This is a genomic window from candidate division KSB1 bacterium, from assembly GCA_034506255.1.
GTDB lineage: Bacteria > Zhuqueibacterota > Zhuqueibacteria > Zhuqueibacterales > Zhuqueibacteraceae > Coneutiohabitans > Coneutiohabitans thermophilus.
Genome location: JAPDPX010000004.1, coordinates 474,292 through 491,702 on the forward strand (window position 1 = coordinate 474,292; position 17,411 = coordinate 491,702).

Below are 17,411 nucleotides of genomic sequence, written 5' to 3' on the forward strand. Positions count from 1 at the left end.
GGGGCTGCATCATGGATCTCACCGCAAAGTCTGCTGCGTTGAAAGTCAAAGACAAGCTCTACACCCTGGCCTCCGCGCTCGATGAGGCGCACATGCAGGCCAAGTTGCGGCCGCTGGTGCAAGCGCGTTTCGGCCAATCCGTGGAAGTGGACCGGGTTGACATCGAAATTCTGCGCCGCCGCAATCAACGCTGCGTGGTGCGCTATCACCTCGCGCTCACCGGCGCGGCACAGCAGGTTTGGCGCGTGATCGGCAAAGTCTACAAGGCCAATCAGGGCCGGCAGGTTTATGACGACATGTGCACGCTGTGGCGGCACGGCTTCGACCGCGAGGCCGGCGATGGCATCAGCATGCCCGAGCCCTACGATTTTTGGGATGACCTGTGCCTGCTTTTGCAGGAGGAGGTGCCGGGCGTTCCGGTCAAGGCGTTTGCCCGGAAAGCGGAGAACACCGCGGCCTTCCGGTTGCTGGCGCGCACGCTGGTGAAGCTGCATCGTTCGCCACTGGCGCCCGGCACGCCCTTCACCGTGCGCGAGCTGCTCACCCGCTGCCATCCCCGCCATGAGTTTCTGGCGCTGGCGCTGCCCAATTTGGCGCCGGCGATCGACTACCTGGTCACCACTGCCTTCAAGTTGGAGGCGGCGTTCGGCCGAATTGCCATGACACCGTTGCACGGCGATTTTCATCTCGGCCAGGTTCATCTCGAGGGCAACCGCGCGTGGTTGATCGATTATGATGCGCTGTGCTACGGCGATCCGGCCTCCGATCTCGGCAATCTGCTCGTCTTTCTGCGCGGCAAAGTGAAGCGCGCGCCCGGCCTGCCCGTGCTGCTCGAAGCCTTCCTCGACGAATACTTCACCTTCATGGATCCGGCGATTCGGCAACGGCTGCCGCTGCACGAAGGTTTGACACATCTGCGCCGCGCCTGCAAATGCCTGCGTCTGCAGGAGCCCGGCTGGGAGAAGAAGGCGCAGCGCATGATCGCGCGCGGCCTCGCCTGCTTTGAACAAATGAAGGCCAGCCCGGCCGCCTTCGCCGCCCTGCTGCCGAATGCTCTCGAAGAAGAGGATGAAGAAGAGTTGTGGGAAGCGAATTGACCGGGCCCGGCCACAAGCCGGCTTTTCCGCAGCATGGCCGGCGGAAGGTATCCTTCAACCATGAACTCGCAGGGGGGCTGCCGGCCGCATGATCTGTCGTCATGCACGTGGGCAGGCCGCTTGATCGCGCGGTGATCCCTAATCCGGTGTGTTGCAAAATGAATGAAGTTGCCGCGACGCCGATGGCTGGTGTGCTTAGCTTGCATGATCGCAAGCTGCCCGGTTTGCGGCAGGCGCTCGATCCCGCGGCGGTTCGCGCCTGGCTGCTCTCCCGGGTTCCCGGCCTGGCGGATGCCGAGGACACTCCGGCCATCACACTGCTGAAATACACGCCCGGCAAACGCTGCGTGCTCGCTTACGAATGTGGCGGGGCACCACGCCGGCGGTTGATCGGCAAAATTTACCGGCATGATCGCGGCCTGGCGGTGTTCGACAACATGAGCCGGCTGTGGCAGGTGGCGCAGCGGAGCGACCCGCCTTTTCACATGCCCCGGCCGCTGGTTTATCTGCCGGAGTGGGGCATGGTGGTGCAGGAGGCCGCCGGCGGCATCCGCGCCGATCATCTGCTCCGGCAGCAGACTTTCGCCGGCGTGGTGCAGGCCGCGGCGCGCAATCTCGCGGCGCTGCATCGCCTGGAAGTCGAGTTACCGCGCCGGGACAACCTGGCGCAGCATCTGTTGAAACTCTGCCATCCGGGATGGGAACATTTGCTGGCAGACTTGCCGGAGGAAAACACCCGGCTGCGCCGAATCATCACCCATTTGCTTGCGACTCACCCCCGGCGCAGCCTTGGTCCGGTTCACGGTGATCTCACCCTCACTCAGATTTTCAGCAACGCCGGCGAGGTGAGCTTCATCGATTTTGACGGTTTGTGCCATGCGCCGGCCGCGCTCGATGTCGGCAACTTTTTGGTGGCGCTCGAAATGCACCTTGGCCCTGACAGCCAGCCGTTGCGCGCCGCTTTTCTGGAACAATATGACCGGCTGCGCCCGTTGACGACGCTGCCCGCCATGGCGGAATATCGTGCCCTGGCTTACTTGCGCCGCGCCATGATTGCCTGGCGACAGCGGCCCCGGCACTGGCGGCAACGGGCACAAGCCCTGCTCGCCGCGGCCGAACACGCGCTGGTGCATGCCGACGATTTTCTGACAACCTGCCTGAGCCAGGAGGTTGGGAATACACTCGGAGAGGATGCATGAAGCAGGTGGATTTTGCAACGCATCACTTGAAAGCGCAAAAATATGCCAAAGCCGACCGTGTCAGCTGGAAGGAACTGGTCAAATTCTACCGCGTTTTTGGCCGGCACTACCGCACCTATTGGCGAACGCTGGCCGTGGCCTACAGCGCACTCGGCATCAGCATTCTCACCGCGCTGCTGGTGCCATGGCCGCTCAAGCTGATTCTCGATCATCTTGTGCTCGCCAAGCCGTTTCCCGAGGCGCTGGCTTTTTTGCCACGTTTCCTGGGGACCGACCCCCACAATCTCCTGCTGGGTCTGTCGCTGGCGATCATCCTGATCACGTTTGTCGACGGCACCTTTTCCTACATTGCCAAATACCTGCTCTCTTCCACCGGCGACCGCATGCTCGCCGATATTCGCGAGCGGGTGTTTGCGCATCTGCAGCGGCTGTCGCTCTCCTTTCACAACCATTTCCGTTCGAGCGACATCGTCTATCGCATGACCTCCGACATCAACGGCCTGAAGCCGATGTTGATCGAGTTGCCGCAGGATAGTATCAACCGTTTCGGCCAGATCATCGCCTATGCCGGCATGATGCTGGTGCTGGATTGGCGCCTGGCGTTGATGGCACTCGCGGGCGTGCCCGTGCTCTTTTATTACAATCTGCGTTTCGGCGCGGGGGTGAAGCGGGCCGCCAAAACCAAACGCAGCCGCGAGACCGAGGTGACCAGCATCATTCTGGAAAACGTCGACGCCCTGGCCCTGGTGCAGGCCTATGGCAAGGAGTCGGCGGAAAAGGCGCGTTTCGAGCAACAAAACCGCCAGAGCATGTCCGCTGACATCGCCGCCATGCGGCTGGCGAAAATGTTCAAGCGGGTGGCAGACATGATCGTGGCGACCGCCACCGCCGTGGTGATCTACTGGGGCGGCCGGCATGCCCTCAGCGCTGACATCACGCCCGGCGTGCTGTTCATCTTCTTCAACTATCTCAAAGAGCTGTACGGCCCGATCGATAAATACGCCACCCTGCTTTTTGAAGTCGCAAAATCGCAGGTGGCTGCCGGCCGGCTGTTGGAGCTGGTCGAAACCGACATGGTGATGCAGGATGCCAAAGACGCCGTGCCGGCGCCCCGGCTGTCCGGCCGCGTCGAATTCAAGGAGGTCTCCTTCTCCTATCGCAAAGGCCAGCCCGAGGTGCTGCAGAACATCAATTTCACCGTCGCACCCGGGGAAAAGGTGGCGATCGTCGGGCACAGCGGCGCCGGCAAATCCACCCTCATCAGCCTGCTGCTGCGTTTTTATGATCCCACCGCCGGCAAAATCCTGATGGACGGTCAGGATATTCGCCGCTTCACCCTCGCCTCATTGCGCCAGCAGGTCACCATTGTGCTGCAGGAGGCCAAGCTGATGCGGCGCACCATCCGTGACAACATCGCCTTTGGCCGCGAGGATGCCAGCGATGAAGAAATCATCGCCGCCGCCAAAGCCGCCCAGGCCCATGACTTCATCATGCAATTGCCCGACGGCTACGACACCATGATTTGGGATGGCGGCGACAATCTTTCCGGCGGCCAGCGCCAGCGCCTCAGCATTGCACGCGCCATGCTGCGCAACTCGCCCATCCTGATTCTGGATGAGCCCTCCGCCGGCCTGGATGCCAAGGCCGAGGCGCTGGTAACCCAGGCGATCGAAGAGTTGACGCGCAACAAGACGACCTTCATCATCGCACATCGTTTCAGCACCATCCGCAACGCCGACAAAATCATCGTGCTGGAGCAGGGTCGTCTGGCACAAGTCGGCACCCATGAACAGCTCATGGACACCAGCCCGCAATACCGCGAGCTTTACGAATTGCAGGTATTGGGACACCGTCCCAAAGCGGGCCGCCACCTCATGGCCGAGGAAAATCCGCCCGTCGCGGCAGACCCCGCCATGGCAAATTGACCATGCACCACTTTGGCCCGGCCAGCGTCGTCAGCGCAGACCTGTCGCCGTGCCGTGACCCCGCCAGGGCATGCTGCCGGGAAAACCCCGGCGCCGCATGCCCGACCATCCGCCGGCGCCTTGCCCAAAAAGGCTTGGTGGCGGGGGTCGGAATCGCAACCATCGCATCAGTTTGAGGAATGACCACATGGGCGATGCCCCAACCTTGCTGCCGGACACCCACTTTCCCCAACTGCCCGTGCTCACCAACGCGCTGGCGATGAAAACGCGTTTGCAGGAAGAGTTCAAGCGCAACCACAGCTTGTTGCATATTCATGATCTGCGCCTGCTGCAGATGCGCTACAAGCCCGGGAAGAAATGTGAAGTGTGCTACGAACTGCACATCAGTGACCTCGCCTCCGGCCGCAGCGGCTGGCAGATTCTCGCCGGCATTGCGGAAGCGCCGGCAAAGGTGGCGGGCAAATTCGAAAAGGCGCGCAGCAAGCCGCAGGTGACGCCGGCCTTCGGCCCCGCACTGCATCTGCTGCCCGATCTCGCTTTGCTGCTGTGGAGTTTCCCCAACGACTCCCATCTGCCGCAGTTGCCACGCCTGCTGGACCCCGCCGGTCGATTGGCTTTGCTGCAGGCACATCGCACCACCCTCAGGCCGGACAGTGAAGCGGGTCTGGTGTCCGCGGCCACCGAGCTGGTCAAATACGCACCGTTTGACCGTTGCACCCTGCGCCACCAGTTGCATTTCAACGATGGTGTCCGCCTGACGCTGTACAGCAAAACCTACAATGACAAGACCAGTGCCGCCGGCGTCTTTGCCACCATGCAGGCGGTGTGGCAGGCGCCGGTCTGTCAATCCGGTGCCTTCATCGTACCCCGCCCGCTGTTCTGTGAACCCGGGTACAACACGCTGTTCATGTCAGCCCTGCAGGGCACGAATGTCGATGCGCATCTCGATCGGCTCGATCTCGCGCGGACGGCGGCGCGGGTGGGCGCCGGTCTGGCAGGCCTGCAGCAATGCCCGCTCAACAACCTGCCAGTGCGCTCCAGCGAACAGATGCTCGCCGAAGTGATGAAAGCCGGTCAAACCATCGTGACCTACGACGCGGCGCATCAGGCGCTGCTGGCGGATTTGCTGCAAACCATGCGGGCGCGGCAGGCGACCCTGCCGGCGATGCCGGTCACTCCGGTGCACACCGGCTTCCGTCTGTCACAATGTCTGCTGGTCGAAGATCGACTGGCGGTGATTGATTTCGATGACTTCCAGCGCGGCAATCCCGTCGAAGATGCCGCCAGCTTCGTGGCGCATTTGCTGTATTTGCCCCTGCGCGACAAGCTGACCACCGCGCAAAGCGAAACGGCGATCACGCATTTTTGCCGCGGTTATGCCGCCGCCGCCCCCTGGGGGTTGCCGCAGGCGGTGATGACATGGTACACTGCCGCGCAGCTCATCGCCAAACAGGCAGTCAAGTGCATCAATCTCGGCAAGAAGGATCATGCCCGGAAAGTTGCGCGCCTGCTCGAACTGGCGCACGAGGTGCTGACCCGTGAAAAGAACTGGTGTTGATCGCATGATCTGCCGTTGCTGCGACATTCCGAAATTCTCCGCCTAGGACCGGGCATGCCAGCAGAATTCCTCCACCAGGATGCTCACCTGCCGCATCTCCCCACTCTGACAGATCCGGCGGCCATGGTGCATGTGTTCAATGCCCATCGCCAGCGTCTGCCGCTGCTGGGGGCACGCACTGTGCGAGGGACGGAGATCGAAAAAATTTATTACCGCCCGGGACGGCACCTGAGCGTGCTTTATCGCGTGCATCTCGATGACGGTGACGATTGCTGGCTGTTTGCCAGTTCCTTTCCCGCGCGCCGGGCGGAGAAGCAATTCCACAAGGCGCAAGCCATGGCCGGCAGCAGCTCTGCCGCGCCGGACTTTTGGCCGGAATGGGACATGGTGCTCTGGCCCTTCCCGGGCGACGACAAAATGCCGGCTTTGCAGCAACTGGTGCAACCGGCGGTGGTGGCATCACTGGTTGAACAGCAGCAGCAGGCTTTCGGCCTCGATGGCTCCTGGCGGGTGCAACAACTGCGTCTGCGCCGGGTGAAATACATGCCGCGCAAACGCTGTGTGCTGCGCTACGATCTTCTGCTCGGCAATGCTGCCGGTGGATCGCGGCCATTGGTTTTTTTCAGCAAAAGTCACGGTGACGCTGCCAGTCGGCGGCATTTCGAAAACACCCGCCGTGCCTGCCAGGCTCTGGCCGGCGAGGCCCACGGTCGTCCGCAGACGGAAGCGACGGGCAACTTCGAAATCCCGCGGCCGGTTTTGCTGTTGGCGGAATTCGACACCTTTTGGCAGGAGGAATGGCATGGCCGGCCGGTGCTGGAAGTTCTGGCGCAGGAGGAATGGCAAACGCTGTTTGCGCAGATCGCGCGGCGGGTGGCGCACCTTCATCTTTGCCAGGTGCCGGATTTGCGACCTGCTGAAAGCATCGACGGCCTGCTTACGGCCGCCGAGCTCGATGCCGGACATTTTATTCATCTCCTGCCGCAGCATGCTCCGGCGTGCGAGCGGGTGCTGGCCGCATTGCGCACCGCCAAACACCACATGGCCGAAACGCGCGGGCCACTCACTCTCGTGCATGGTGCCCTGCGGCTGGAGCAGTTGCTGAGCAACGGTGACCGTTTCGCATTGCTCGATTGGGACGCCCTCGCCCAGGGCGACCCGCTCGCGGACCTGGCTGAGTTCATCGCCTCCCTGCGCCTGCTGGAGTTTTCCCTCGGCTGGGAGCGGCCACGCCTGCAGGCCGCCGCCCGGCAACTTTGCGAGACTTATGCCGGCCTGGTGCCCTGGCCGCTCGCCACCAGACGCCTCGCCTGGTATGCTCTCGCCTTTTGGATCGGCAAGATGCATCTGGCGGTGGTCAATCTCGATTATCGCATCATGGCGCGCTTCCCGCAGGCCTGGGCTGTGACCGAAGAATGGCTGGCCCAGCTTTGAAGAGCGCTCCCGACATGCCCAAAACCTGAATTTTGCCTGCCGGCTTGCTGTTGCCCGGAAGAGATGGCGTGTTCACGAACTCCGTCAGGAGTGAACTGTTTGTGCACAGGGGCATCTTGCGTGTCTTTAAACTCCGTTGGGAGTGGCCTGTAGAATTTCTCATGATCTGGCTTGGCTTTTTGAAGAGGACCAAGCAGGTCACTCTGACGGAGTTTGGGGAAATACGATATGCCGCTTCACTAAAAACAGTTCACTCCCACCGGAGTTGATAGCGCGTTGGCCTGCAAAACCTTTTGTGCCCCACCTCTTTGGTGATTGGGCGTCGCGATCAACTCGGCGTTCCCCGCGGAAAGGATCGATCCGGGTGCAACATTCAGGAAAAAGATGCGGTCTGCAACCGAAGAATAATTCCGCCCCGGCGGAACTATGGCTTGCAATTGTTTTCGGGCGAAGTCTCAAGCACCGGCCAAGTTGTTGCGGATCTCGCAAAAGCTTGTTGGAATAATTGCCTGCCGGAGCCGGCCGTTTGCCATCGTGGGGCGTTGGTTACTCGACTCAACGAAAGATCATCTGCATGAACATCGCGTATCTCAGCGCCGATTTTGGCGTGCCGATCTTCGGCTACAAAGGCGCGAGCATCCACGTGCGCGAAGTGACGGCGGCGCTGCGCCGCCTCGGTCACACCGTACACCTTTTCTCTCCCGCCCTCGAGGCGGAGACCGCCGGCCAGCCTGGATTGTTCGCGGTGCCCGCCCGGCCGGATCACCTCGCCCTGTTCAAAGAGCTCGGCCAGTTGGACACCTTTCTCGGGGTGAGCACCCGCGTGCGCCACGAATTGCGCAATCTGCTTTACAATTTTACTCTCTATGAGGCCGCGCTCGAGCATCTCCGCCGCCTGGTGGTGGAAGTGATCTATGAGCGCTATTCGCTTTTCGCCTATGCCGGCATCAAGCTGGCACGCACGCTCGGCATCCCCCACCTGCTCGAAGTCAACGCGCCGTTGAGCCTCGAGCAGGAGCAAAGCCGCGGGCTGGATCTGAAAATCCTGGCGCGCCATCTCGAACAAAAAATTTGGAACGAAACCGACCGGCTGCTGGTGGTTTCCAGCGAGCTGAAGCAACTGGCGCTGGGCCTGGGCGTGCCTGCTGAACGCATCGTGGTTCTGCCCAACGGCGTCGATCCGGCACGCTTTCTCGCGGTGGCCGCCGCCGGCCGGGACTGGCCGGGACAACGCAACGACGCACCGTTGTGCGGTCCGGCCGTGCGTGCGCAATGGCGGCTTGCCGACAAATGCGTAATCGGGTTCGTGGGCAGTCTCAAAAGCTGGCATGGCACCGAAACCCTGGTGCAGGCCTTCGAAGACATGCCGGCGCACACCCATTTGCTCATCGTGGGTGACGGCCCGCAGCGCGAAGCCTTGGAGCAGCTCGTGCACGCCCGTCATCTCGAGGCACAGGTCACGTTCACCGGCAAGGTGCCATATGACGACATTCCCGCCCATATCGCGGCGATGGACATCACGGTGGCGCCCTACACGCCCAGCGCGCATTTCTACTTCTCGCCGATCAAAATTTACGAATACATGATGATGGCCAAACCGGTGGTGGCCGGTGCCATCGGCCAGGTGAAGGAAATCGTGGTGCCCGGACAAAATGGTTTGCTCTACGAACCGGGCAATGTGACGGCCTTGCGGCAGGCACTCCTGCAGCTCGCCGGCGACCCCGCGCGCCGTGCCGAGATGGGCAAAGCGGGGCAGGCCTGGGTGCAGCGCGAGCGCACCTGGGATCACAACGCCGCCGAGATCGTGCGCCACGCACAGGCCCTGCGCCGCCCCGGAGCACCATCTTCAGGAGTCACGGCATGAAAGGGTTGCGCACCGCCATCGTTACCGGGCAGTATCCACCCCAGGTCGGCGGCGTGGGACATTCCGCTCATCGCGTGGCCAACCTGCTCGCCGATCACGGCCTGGAGGTGCATGTCATCGCCCTGCACAAGCACGCCGAGCCCCTGCCCTTCGACGAATCCTTCCGCAGCGTGCAGGAGGGCAATGTGCAGGTGCACCGCGTCAAGGTGTTTCACCCCGGTTTCGATAACTCGCTCGGTCTCTCGGAAGCCGATGTGCTCACCCGCTACAATCGCGAGATGTTCGATGCCGTCGATTACTTCCAGCGCCGCCATCGCTTCGACGTGCTGCACGGCTTCTTCCTGTATCCCGCCGCCTTCATTGCCACACTGGTGGGCAGAATGCACCGTGTGAAAACCATTGCTTCGATCCGCGGCAATGACATTGGCAAATACGCTTTTGATCCGCTGCGCATGCCGTTCGTGCGGCAAACCCTGGAACAGGCCGATTATGTCACGTCGGTGGCGACCAGCCTGCTGGAGCTCGCTGACCGCGGCCTCACGCCGGTGGCGCATAAAGCCAAAGTGATCCTGAATTCAATAAACCTTGCGCCCGGCGATCTTCCTCCCCAACCCGCGCTCGAGCTGAAGGGCATGGTGATTGGCACGGCCGGCCTCTTCCGCTACAAGAAGGGGCTGGTGTATCTTTTCAAAGCGCTGGCGGACCTGCGGGACAAGGTGGATTTCTCGCTGCTGCTGGTGGGTGATTACTTCAGCCCCGATGATCGCGAGCTGCACGAACGCTATCTGCGCGAATATGATCTGCTTGCCCGCACCGTCATCACCGGCAAGATTCCCCATCACCACATGCCCGGTTATTTGCAATGCTTCGACATCGTGGTCTTTCCCTCGCTGTTCTCCGAGGGCTGTCCGCTTTCCATGATCGAGGCCATGGCCATGGGCAAGGCGGTGATCGGCTCGCGCGCCGGTGCCATCCCGGAGATCATTCACGACCATCAGAACGGCATACTGGTCAGTCCGGGCTCGAGCAGCCAGATTGTGGAGGCGCTGCAGGAGCTGATGGCTGACGCGGCGTTGCGCCGGCGGCTGGGCGAAAATGCCCGGGCCAGCGTGGCACACATGCGCACCGAGCACGAGCTCGAAGAATGGCTGCGCGTTTACCGGCACGTCTTGATGGTCAAAGTTTGAGCAGCATGCGCACGGCAAAGCATGCCGCCCTGCTCAGGAGAGTTCACTCATGAGTTCCGACACGACGCAGCCGGCGCTTGCAGCGGCTGAGCTGCAGCAGCAGCTCGCCGCCTATTTTGCCGCCCGGCATCCCGCCGACGTCACAGTCACCGGCCTGGCTATTCGCCGCCAGTGGTGTGACCCCGGCAAAGACGCCACCCTTCTCTGTGCCCTCACGCTCGCGACGGCCGCGCAGGAGCGGCATGAACAACAATACGTCGGCCGCGTGCTGCGCAACAAAGAGGTGGAGGACGAGCTGCGTGCGGCCCTGAAAAAGGCGGAGGAGAAGCCGGCGTTCGGCGAGGCCGTCATTGCCCTGCCGCGCCTGCGGCTGCTGCTTTATGCCTTTCCCAATGATCCCAAGCTGCGATTGTTCACACCGGTGAAGCTGCAGGAGTGGCTGGCAGCCAATCTCGGGCGCGTGTGGCGCGCCGCGAAGCAGGACCGCAGCTGGCATCCGGTGCAAGTTCGCATGGAGGAGTTGCGCTACATTCCCGGCAAGCGCTTCACCGGCCGTTGCCGCGTGCTCGTCACCAATCAGGCGGGCACGACAGAGGAACTGCGCTTCATTGTCAAGCAGCTCAAAGATGAGAAGGCGGCGAAAAAATCTTATCGCAATCTCGTCAGGCTGCAGGCCTCCTGGCCGGAGACGGAGCCGGGAGAGCGTCGTTTCCCTGTTCGCCTGCCCCGGCCGCTGGCCTGTGATGAACGCCATGCGGCGGTTTTTCTCGAGGAATTGCCCGGCGAAAACCTCTGGGAAGTATTTCTGCGCACCGGGGAACTGGCGTTGCTGCAACAAGCCGGCGCTCTGCTGGCGCAACTCCATCGCAGCCGCCGGCGCGTGCGCAAACGTGTCTCCCGGTGGAGCGAATGGCGGGAAAACCGGCCGGTGGTGGCCGCCCTCCTGCGCACCTTCCCCGCACTGCGGCCGCGCCTGCAGCGCTTGTGGCGGGAGTGGCGGGCCGAGGCAAAGCCCGCACATGAAAGTGAGGTGTTGCTGCACGGCAGCTTTCGCCTCAATCATGTTTTCGTGCATCATGGCGAACTGGCACTGATCGACCTCGACAGTCTGCGCCTGGGGCCGCCGGCCTATGATGTGGCCAACCTGATCTCCTCACTGTACTACCTGGAGAGCCTGGGCCAACTGGCGGCCGGCCGGCGCCGCGCGATCGCGCTGCATTTCGCCGTGGGATATGCGGCGCACAACGGCCATCGCATTGCCGCCGGCGAATTTGCCTGGTACCTGGTCAGCCTGCTCATCAACAAACAGATGAGCAAACTCATGGCGCATGATCATGCCGCACCGGGCGGGAAAATTGACGAGCTGCTGGGGCACGCCGAGACCGTGTGGGCGGCGAGTCGCGCCCTGCCACCGGCCGCAACACTGCTGGATTTGCTCGAGCAGCCGGCGCCGTGCGAACCCGCCGGCCTGCCGGCTTGAGCAGACAACACCTGTTTGAAGAAAACGAGGAATCTCCCATGCATACTGTGGGCGTACGGCTGCATGACGCCACCTTGAATCTCACCTCAAACCACGCGCCGTTGATCGCTTATGCCCGTGAGCACCTGCACCCTCTGGCGACATCGCCGGTCGACAAACCGCATTTAACCGTCACCTGCCACTGGGTGCAGGGCGAATGGCGGGAGGAAAACAACCCCTTTCAGTGCGACCAGCCGTTGTCTCTCATCGGCAAACGCATGCTCGGCAACGCCGATGAGCTGATCTGGCTGAACACGCTGCGCATGAAGGGGCTGCAATTGCGCTTCCGCCGCGGGGTGGAACCGTTCCATTGCGAAGTGGCCTACACGTTTCATCCCAAAAAAGAGAAGCTCGAAAATCTGCGCGACTACGAGTACAAAAAATATTTCAGCCTGATGAGCTACCTCGTCTATTATCCGCTGTTCTGGCATCTGGAGCGCACCCGCGGCTGGGTGGCGCTGCATGCCTCGGCGCTGACCAGTCCGCACGGCAGCCTGCTGATTGGCGGCCTGGGCGGGGTCGGAAAAACCACCACCTGCGTCGCGCTCATGCAGCAGCACGGCATCGCACTGATCGCCGAAAACATCGTGCTCACCGACGGCGAATTCGTCTATCCCTGCTATGAGCCGGTTCGCCTGAACCCGGACAGCCTGCAGATGCTGGGCGGACAGGCACAAGAGCTGCGTGCCATGGCCTTTCCCGGGGGGCTGAAGGAGAAATCCCTGTTCCACTTCGAGGCGGCGCCACATACTGCGGTCAGCCGGCCGGCGGCTTTGTTCCTGCCGCAATTCACGCCACGGCGTGGCGTCGCGCAGATCAGCGCGGAGGCGGCCGCGGAAAAAATCATCGCGATGAATCGTTTGACGCTGGAGCTGGATGACTATGGCTGGTATGCCGCCGCGCTCGATCTGCACTGGCCGCAGGCAGGGCAGGCCCTGCGCCGCGTGGAGAGCGTGCGCCGCTTCGCACAAAACGTGCGCTGCTTCGTGCTCGGCATCGATCGCAGTGCCGGCGTCGCAGCCGTGGTGGAGGATATTCTCGCCAGTGTTCGGTAAGCGCGGTGCGATGTCGGTATTGAGTGTCTGTCTGGAAACGGGGGAACCGTTTGCCCGGCTCCTCCCGATCATTGCGACTCGGATGTTCAACCCCGCAGAAAGATGAAAGCAAGCATGCCCCGACCGATTGAAAAACAACCGGAAAGCGGCGAACGCCCCATCCGCTTCTTTCTCACTCCCGAAATGTTGCCGGATGCCGAAACCCTGGCGCAGTTGCAAACGCTTGCCGCCACGCCGGGATTGGATCATTATGTCGCCGTGCTGCCGGACATTCACCGCAAGAGCCGCAACCTCAGCCCCACCGGCACGGTGGTGGCATCGAAAAACGTCCTCGTGCCGCGCGCGGTGGACACCGGCATTTGCTGCGGCATGCGCATGATCCGCAGCAATCTGGAAGTGCGCGCGCTCACTCCGGCCGTGCTCGACGAACTCTTCAACGAGCTGCGGCGAACGATTCCGGTCTTCGAGCATGACAGCGACGTTCTCACCCGCGAGGAACTGGCCGACCTGCTGGTGCAGGGCGGCGCCTGGAGTCAGAAGCGCTATGGTCTCAGCGCAGAGGAGATGAGCTGCATCGAAGATCACGGCACGCTGGCGACGGATACCACGGCCGCGGAGAAGATTCTGGCCTGCCTGCCCAGGCAGGCGCTCAAGAAGGGCCGGCGGTGCTATGGCACCCTGGGCGATGGCAATCACTTTCTCGAATTGCAGGAAATCGTCGAAGTGCTCGAGCCCGAAACAGCCCGTCGGCTCGGTCTGGCTCCGGGCCAGGCGCTGTTCATGCTGCACACCGGCTCGCGCAGCGTGGGCAGCAAAACCATGAAGGGCTATCTGGAAAGCTGGGAGGAGGATGCCAGCTTCATGCAGGCGATGACGCGCGGCACGCCGATTTGGTCGATGCCGGCGGAGGCGGAGATTGCGCAGGAATATCTGCGCGCCATTGCAGCGGCCTCGAATTTCGGCTTTGCCAATCGCATCGCGATCACCGAACGGCTGCGCGCGGCCGTGCGCCGGGTGTTGCGCGATGAGTCGCTGGCCCTGCCGCTGTTGTATGATTGCGCCCATGTCAGCATCAAACGCGAGCAGTGGCGCGGGGAGGCGTTGTGGGTGCACCGCCACGGTGCCAGCCGCGCCCTGCCCGCCTCCCGCCTGTCCGACCATCCGCTCTTCCGTCTCACCGGCCAGCCGCTGCCCATTCCCGGCTCGATGGGGCATGCCTCGTTTGTCGGCGTCGCGCTGGAAGGCGCGGGCGAAACGTTTTACTCCGTCAATCACGGTGCCGGTCGCGTGCTGGACAAACCGGAGGCCGTGGCGGCGTTCACCGAACAGCTCGTCACCGCCGAATTGCAAAACAAGAACATTCGCCTGTATCGCTACGGCGAAGGCAACCTCGCCGAACAAGCCCCTGCCTCTTTCAAAGACGTTTCGCAAGTGGTGGCCGCGATGACGGCGCTGAACCTGGCGCGGCCGGTGGTCCGGCTGCGGCCGGTGGCGGTATTGAAGGGCTGAGCGGCGGCACGGCCGCACGCCCACCTGACGGTTGCGCAAGGAGAGTGCAGCATGATCCCCCGCGGTTTGTGGCGGCGCCATGAGGTGCGCCTGACCCTCACCTTCGTCTGTTTGATTATCCTGCCTTGCGGCTTTCTCGGCTATTTCAGCCTGCGCGCCATTCGCAACGAAAAGCTGTTGATAGAGGCGCGGCTGCAGCAAAACTACAAGCAGCTCGCCGGCCTCGCCGCCCGCGAGATCAATGAAGAGCTGGAAAAAGCAGCGAGGCACTGGACTTATTTGACCGGCAAATCCGCCAAACGCCACCGCCATTATCCCACCCCGGAAGCCCTGCAGCAGTTTGCCGAAGAGCAACCACTGGTAGCCTCGGCCATCTTGCTGGAAAGCCCGGCGCAACCGCCGCGCACGACGGCTGCAGCCGGCACTGCCCTCCCGGCTGCCCAAGCGGCCCCGCCCGGCGAAGACTACATCAGCACCCATCGCCGTTTCACGGCGCTCGTGGAAGCCGGGGAAGAGTTGGAATACAAAGGCCGCCTGGAGGAAGCGCTGGCGCTGTATGCCCAGATCGCGCAGGACTGCCCGACCCCGCAGTTCGTCGCGCTCAGCCGGAACCTGATGGGGCGCGTGCTGATGAAGCAAAGCGACTGGCCGGCGGCCATTCGTGTCTATCGCGAGCTGCTGGCGAACCACCCCCAGGTGCGTGATCGCAACGGCGCGCCGCTGCGCTTCTTCGCGCAGTATCAAATCGCCATGGCTCTGGCCAATCAAAATCGCGACCAGGAGGCGGTCGAGACGCTGCTCGCCATGCATCAGGACCTCTTCGAGCGCTCTGATGAAATCAGCACGGTGCAATACACTTATTTTGTCGAATTGATCCAGACGGCTTCGCTGCGGCTGTTGAGCTCGCCGTTGCTCTCCCACCCCGAACGTTACCAACGGCAGTTCGCCGCCCTGGCGGAGTTGAGCAAGAAACGCATCAGCCGGCGGTACTATTTGCAGGTGCTTGATCGCCGGCTGGCAGAAGACGTGCTCGAACGCAAAAACTACAAAGATCGGGTATATTACCTTTCCGATGTGGCGGAGGGCGAGCCGTATCTGCTCGCCTATCAATATCTGCCGGATGCCTCCGGCCATCATGTCGCCGGGCTGGTGGCGATGGAAATCGATCTCGAAGAGTTGAAGGCCAAGCTGTTCCCGGCCATTCTCGAGAAACTGGAGGTGGCCGGCGCGGTGAGTTTTGCGATTCTGAACGAAGCGCACAAATTCATGATCGGCACCCGGCCGCCAGTCGGCGAACCGGTGGCGACGCAAGTGCTGGAGAAGCCCTTTGATTTCTGGCAGGTGGCGATTTATGCCGAGGCGCCCGCCGGCCCCGCCACCGGCTGGGATTTCAAGCTGACGCTGTCGTTGTGGCTGGTTTTCCTGCTGCTGCTCACGGTGATTTTTGGCGCCGCTGTTTTCATCCGGCAGGCGCTGCGCGAAGCGCATGTGTCACAGATGAAATCGACCTTCGTGTCGAATGTTTCCCACGAGCTGCGCACGCCGCTGGCCTCGATCAAAATGCTGGCCGAGCTGCTCGAAAAGCAGTTTGCCGCGGGTCCGGGCAGCGCGGCGGCGGCCGGCCGGGCAGCGGAATATCTCGGCGTCATCCGGCGCGAATCCGACCGCCTGGCGCGCCTGATCGAAAGCGTGCTCGATTTCTCGCGCATCGAGCGCGGCGTCAAGCAGTACACTTTCGAGTATGAAGATCCGGAGGCCATTGTGCGGCAGGTGGTGGAGGCCTTCCGGCCGCAGGCCGAAGCCGACGGTTTTCACCTGGTGCTGGAAATCGCCGCACCGCTGCCGGAAGTCAAGATCGATGCCGATGCCATTGCACAACTGCTTTTGAACCTGCTGACCAATGCCTACAAATACAGCCAGGAGCGCAAATACATCCGGGTGGCGGCGTTTCGGCAGGCGCGGCACCTGGTGATCGAAGTCGAGGATCACGGCATCGGCATCGACCAAGCGGAATTGCCCAAGATTTTTGAGGATTTTTATCGCGTGGATCAGCGCTTGAACACGCCGAAGCAGGGCGGTGCCGGTTTGGGGCTGACCCTGGCACGGCACCTCGCGGCGGCGCATGGCGGTGAGATTACCGTGCGCAGCAAACTGGGCGAGGGCTCCACATTTTCCCTGCGGCTGCCCATCCCGCCGGAATGTCTCGAACAGATGGAGGCCGGCCACGCCCGCGAAGCACCCGCCAACAATCACGGTGCGCCCGCCGCCGAACCGGAGGTGTGAGATGAAAAAGATTCTCCTCGTCGAAGACGATGCTTCGATTGCGCTCGGTCTGGAGGGCGCGCTCAGCGATGAAGGGTATGTGGTGAAGGTGGCGCGCACCGGCCCCGACGGCTATCAACTCGCGCGGGAATGGCGGCCGGATCTGATCGTGCTGGATCTCATGATGCCCGGCATGAGCGGCATGGAAATCTGCAAGCGCCTGCGCGACGAAGGTCACACCGTGCCGATCATCATGGTGACCGCCCGCGCCGAGGAGGACGACAAGGTGCTGGGACTGGAGCTGGGCGCGAATGATTACGTCACCAAGCCCTTCAGCCTGCGCGAGCTGCTGGCGCGCGTCAAAGCCCACTTGCGGCCGGTGGAGGGCGGCAGCAATGGCCGGACGGCAAGCGCGGCGAGCCACTATCGTTTCGGCAACGTGGTGGTGGATTTCAAGCGCCATGAAGTGCGGCGCAACGGCATGCTGCAGGAGCTGACCAACCGGGAATTCCGCCTGCTGGCGTATTTCATTCGGCATCCCGGCGAATTGATCGCGCGCGAACGTTTGCTGGAGGAAATCTGGGGCTACAATGTTTTTCCCAACACCCGCACAGTCGACAATCACATTTTGCGCTTGCGCAAGCACATCGAGCCCGATCCGGAGAATCCACGCTACATCAAAACCATTCGCGGCGCCGGCTACCTGTTTGACCCGCAGGGATGATTGACCACCCGCCCGGTCTTTTCTCCGTGCGGGGGCAGGGGCCGGCACACCCGGCACAAATCCGCAACCTCTTCATTT

The 17,411-nt window shown here is 62.3% G+C and carries 12 protein-coding genes; all 12 read left to right on the top strand.

Annotated features, from left to right (window positions below; all coding sequences use genetic code 11):
* Positions 1-11: 11 nt before the first annotated feature.
* The 12 genes from ONB52_10400 (at position 12) to ONB52_10455 (ending at position 17,333) form a co-directional block, all read left to right on the top strand.
* Complete coding sequence (locus tag ONB52_10400) at positions 12-1,097, top strand: aminoglycoside phosphotransferase family protein (GenBank protein ID MDZ7416546.1); 1,086 nt, start codon at positions 12-14, stop codon at positions 1,095-1,097.
* A gap of 158 nt (positions 1,098-1,255) precedes the next feature.
* Complete coding sequence (locus ONB52_10405) at positions 1,256-2,296, top strand: phosphotransferase (GenBank protein MDZ7416547.1); 1,041 nt, start codon at positions 1,256-1,258, stop codon at positions 2,294-2,296.
* Entirely contained in the window at positions 2,293-4,221 is a 1,929-nt protein-coding gene (locus ONB52_10410) for an ABC transporter ATP-binding protein/permease (protein ID MDZ7416548.1), read from the top strand. Before ONB52_10405 ends, ONB52_10410 begins: the two co-directional genes overlap by 4 nt.
* Positions 4,222-4,408: 187 nt before the next feature.
* On the top strand, positions 4,409-5,779 hold the full coding sequence (locus tag ONB52_10415) for an aminoglycoside phosphotransferase family protein (protein ID MDZ7416549.1): 1,371 nt from the start codon (positions 4,409-4,411) through the stop codon (positions 5,777-5,779).
* Positions 5,780-5,833: 54 nt separating this feature from the next.
* A complete protein-coding gene (locus ONB52_10420; protein ID MDZ7416550.1) occupies positions 5,834-7,213 on the top strand; it encodes an aminoglycoside phosphotransferase family protein in 1,380 nt (459 codons plus the stop codon).
* A 574-nt stretch (positions 7,214-7,787) separates the two neighbouring features.
* The gene (locus ONB52_10425) at positions 7,788-9,077 is read left to right on the top strand and encodes a glycosyltransferase family 4 protein (protein ID MDZ7416551.1); all 1,290 of its coding nucleotides are present in this window, start codon (positions 7,788-7,790) and stop codon (positions 9,075-9,077) included.
* The gene (locus ONB52_10430) at positions 9,074-10,264 is read left to right on the top strand and encodes a glycosyltransferase family 4 protein (GenBank protein ID MDZ7416552.1); all 1,191 of its coding nucleotides are present in this window, start codon (positions 9,074-9,076) and stop codon (positions 10,262-10,264) included. Before ONB52_10425 ends, ONB52_10430 begins: the two co-directional genes overlap by 4 nt.
* 49 nt (positions 10,265-10,313) lie before the next feature.
* Positions 10,314-11,744, top strand: a complete 1,431-nt coding sequence (locus tag ONB52_10435; protein ID MDZ7416553.1) for an aminoglycoside phosphotransferase family protein — start codon at positions 10,314-10,316, stop codon at positions 11,742-11,744.
* A 38-nt stretch (positions 11,745-11,782) separates the two neighbouring features.
* Positions 11,783-12,838 (top strand): hypothetical protein, encoded by a 1,056-nt coding sequence (locus ONB52_10440; GenBank protein ID MDZ7416554.1) that lies wholly within the window; start codon positions 11,783-11,785, stop codon positions 12,836-12,838.
* Positions 12,839-12,952: 114 nt separating this feature from the next.
* Positions 12,953-14,347: an RtcB family protein gene (locus ONB52_10445; GenBank protein ID MDZ7416555.1), complete on the top strand. Its 1,395-nt coding sequence runs from the start codon at positions 12,953-12,955 to the stop codon at positions 14,345-14,347.
* Positions 14,348-14,398: 51 nt separating this feature from the next.
* Entirely contained in the window at positions 14,399-16,630 is a 2,232-nt protein-coding gene (locus ONB52_10450) for a HAMP domain-containing histidine kinase (protein MDZ7416556.1), read from the top strand.
* Between the two features lies 1 nt (position 16,631).
* Complete coding sequence (locus tag ONB52_10455) at positions 16,632-17,333, top strand: response regulator transcription factor (GenBank protein ID MDZ7416557.1); 702 nt, start codon at positions 16,632-16,634, stop codon at positions 17,331-17,333.
* Positions 17,334-17,411 lie beyond the last annotated feature (78 nt).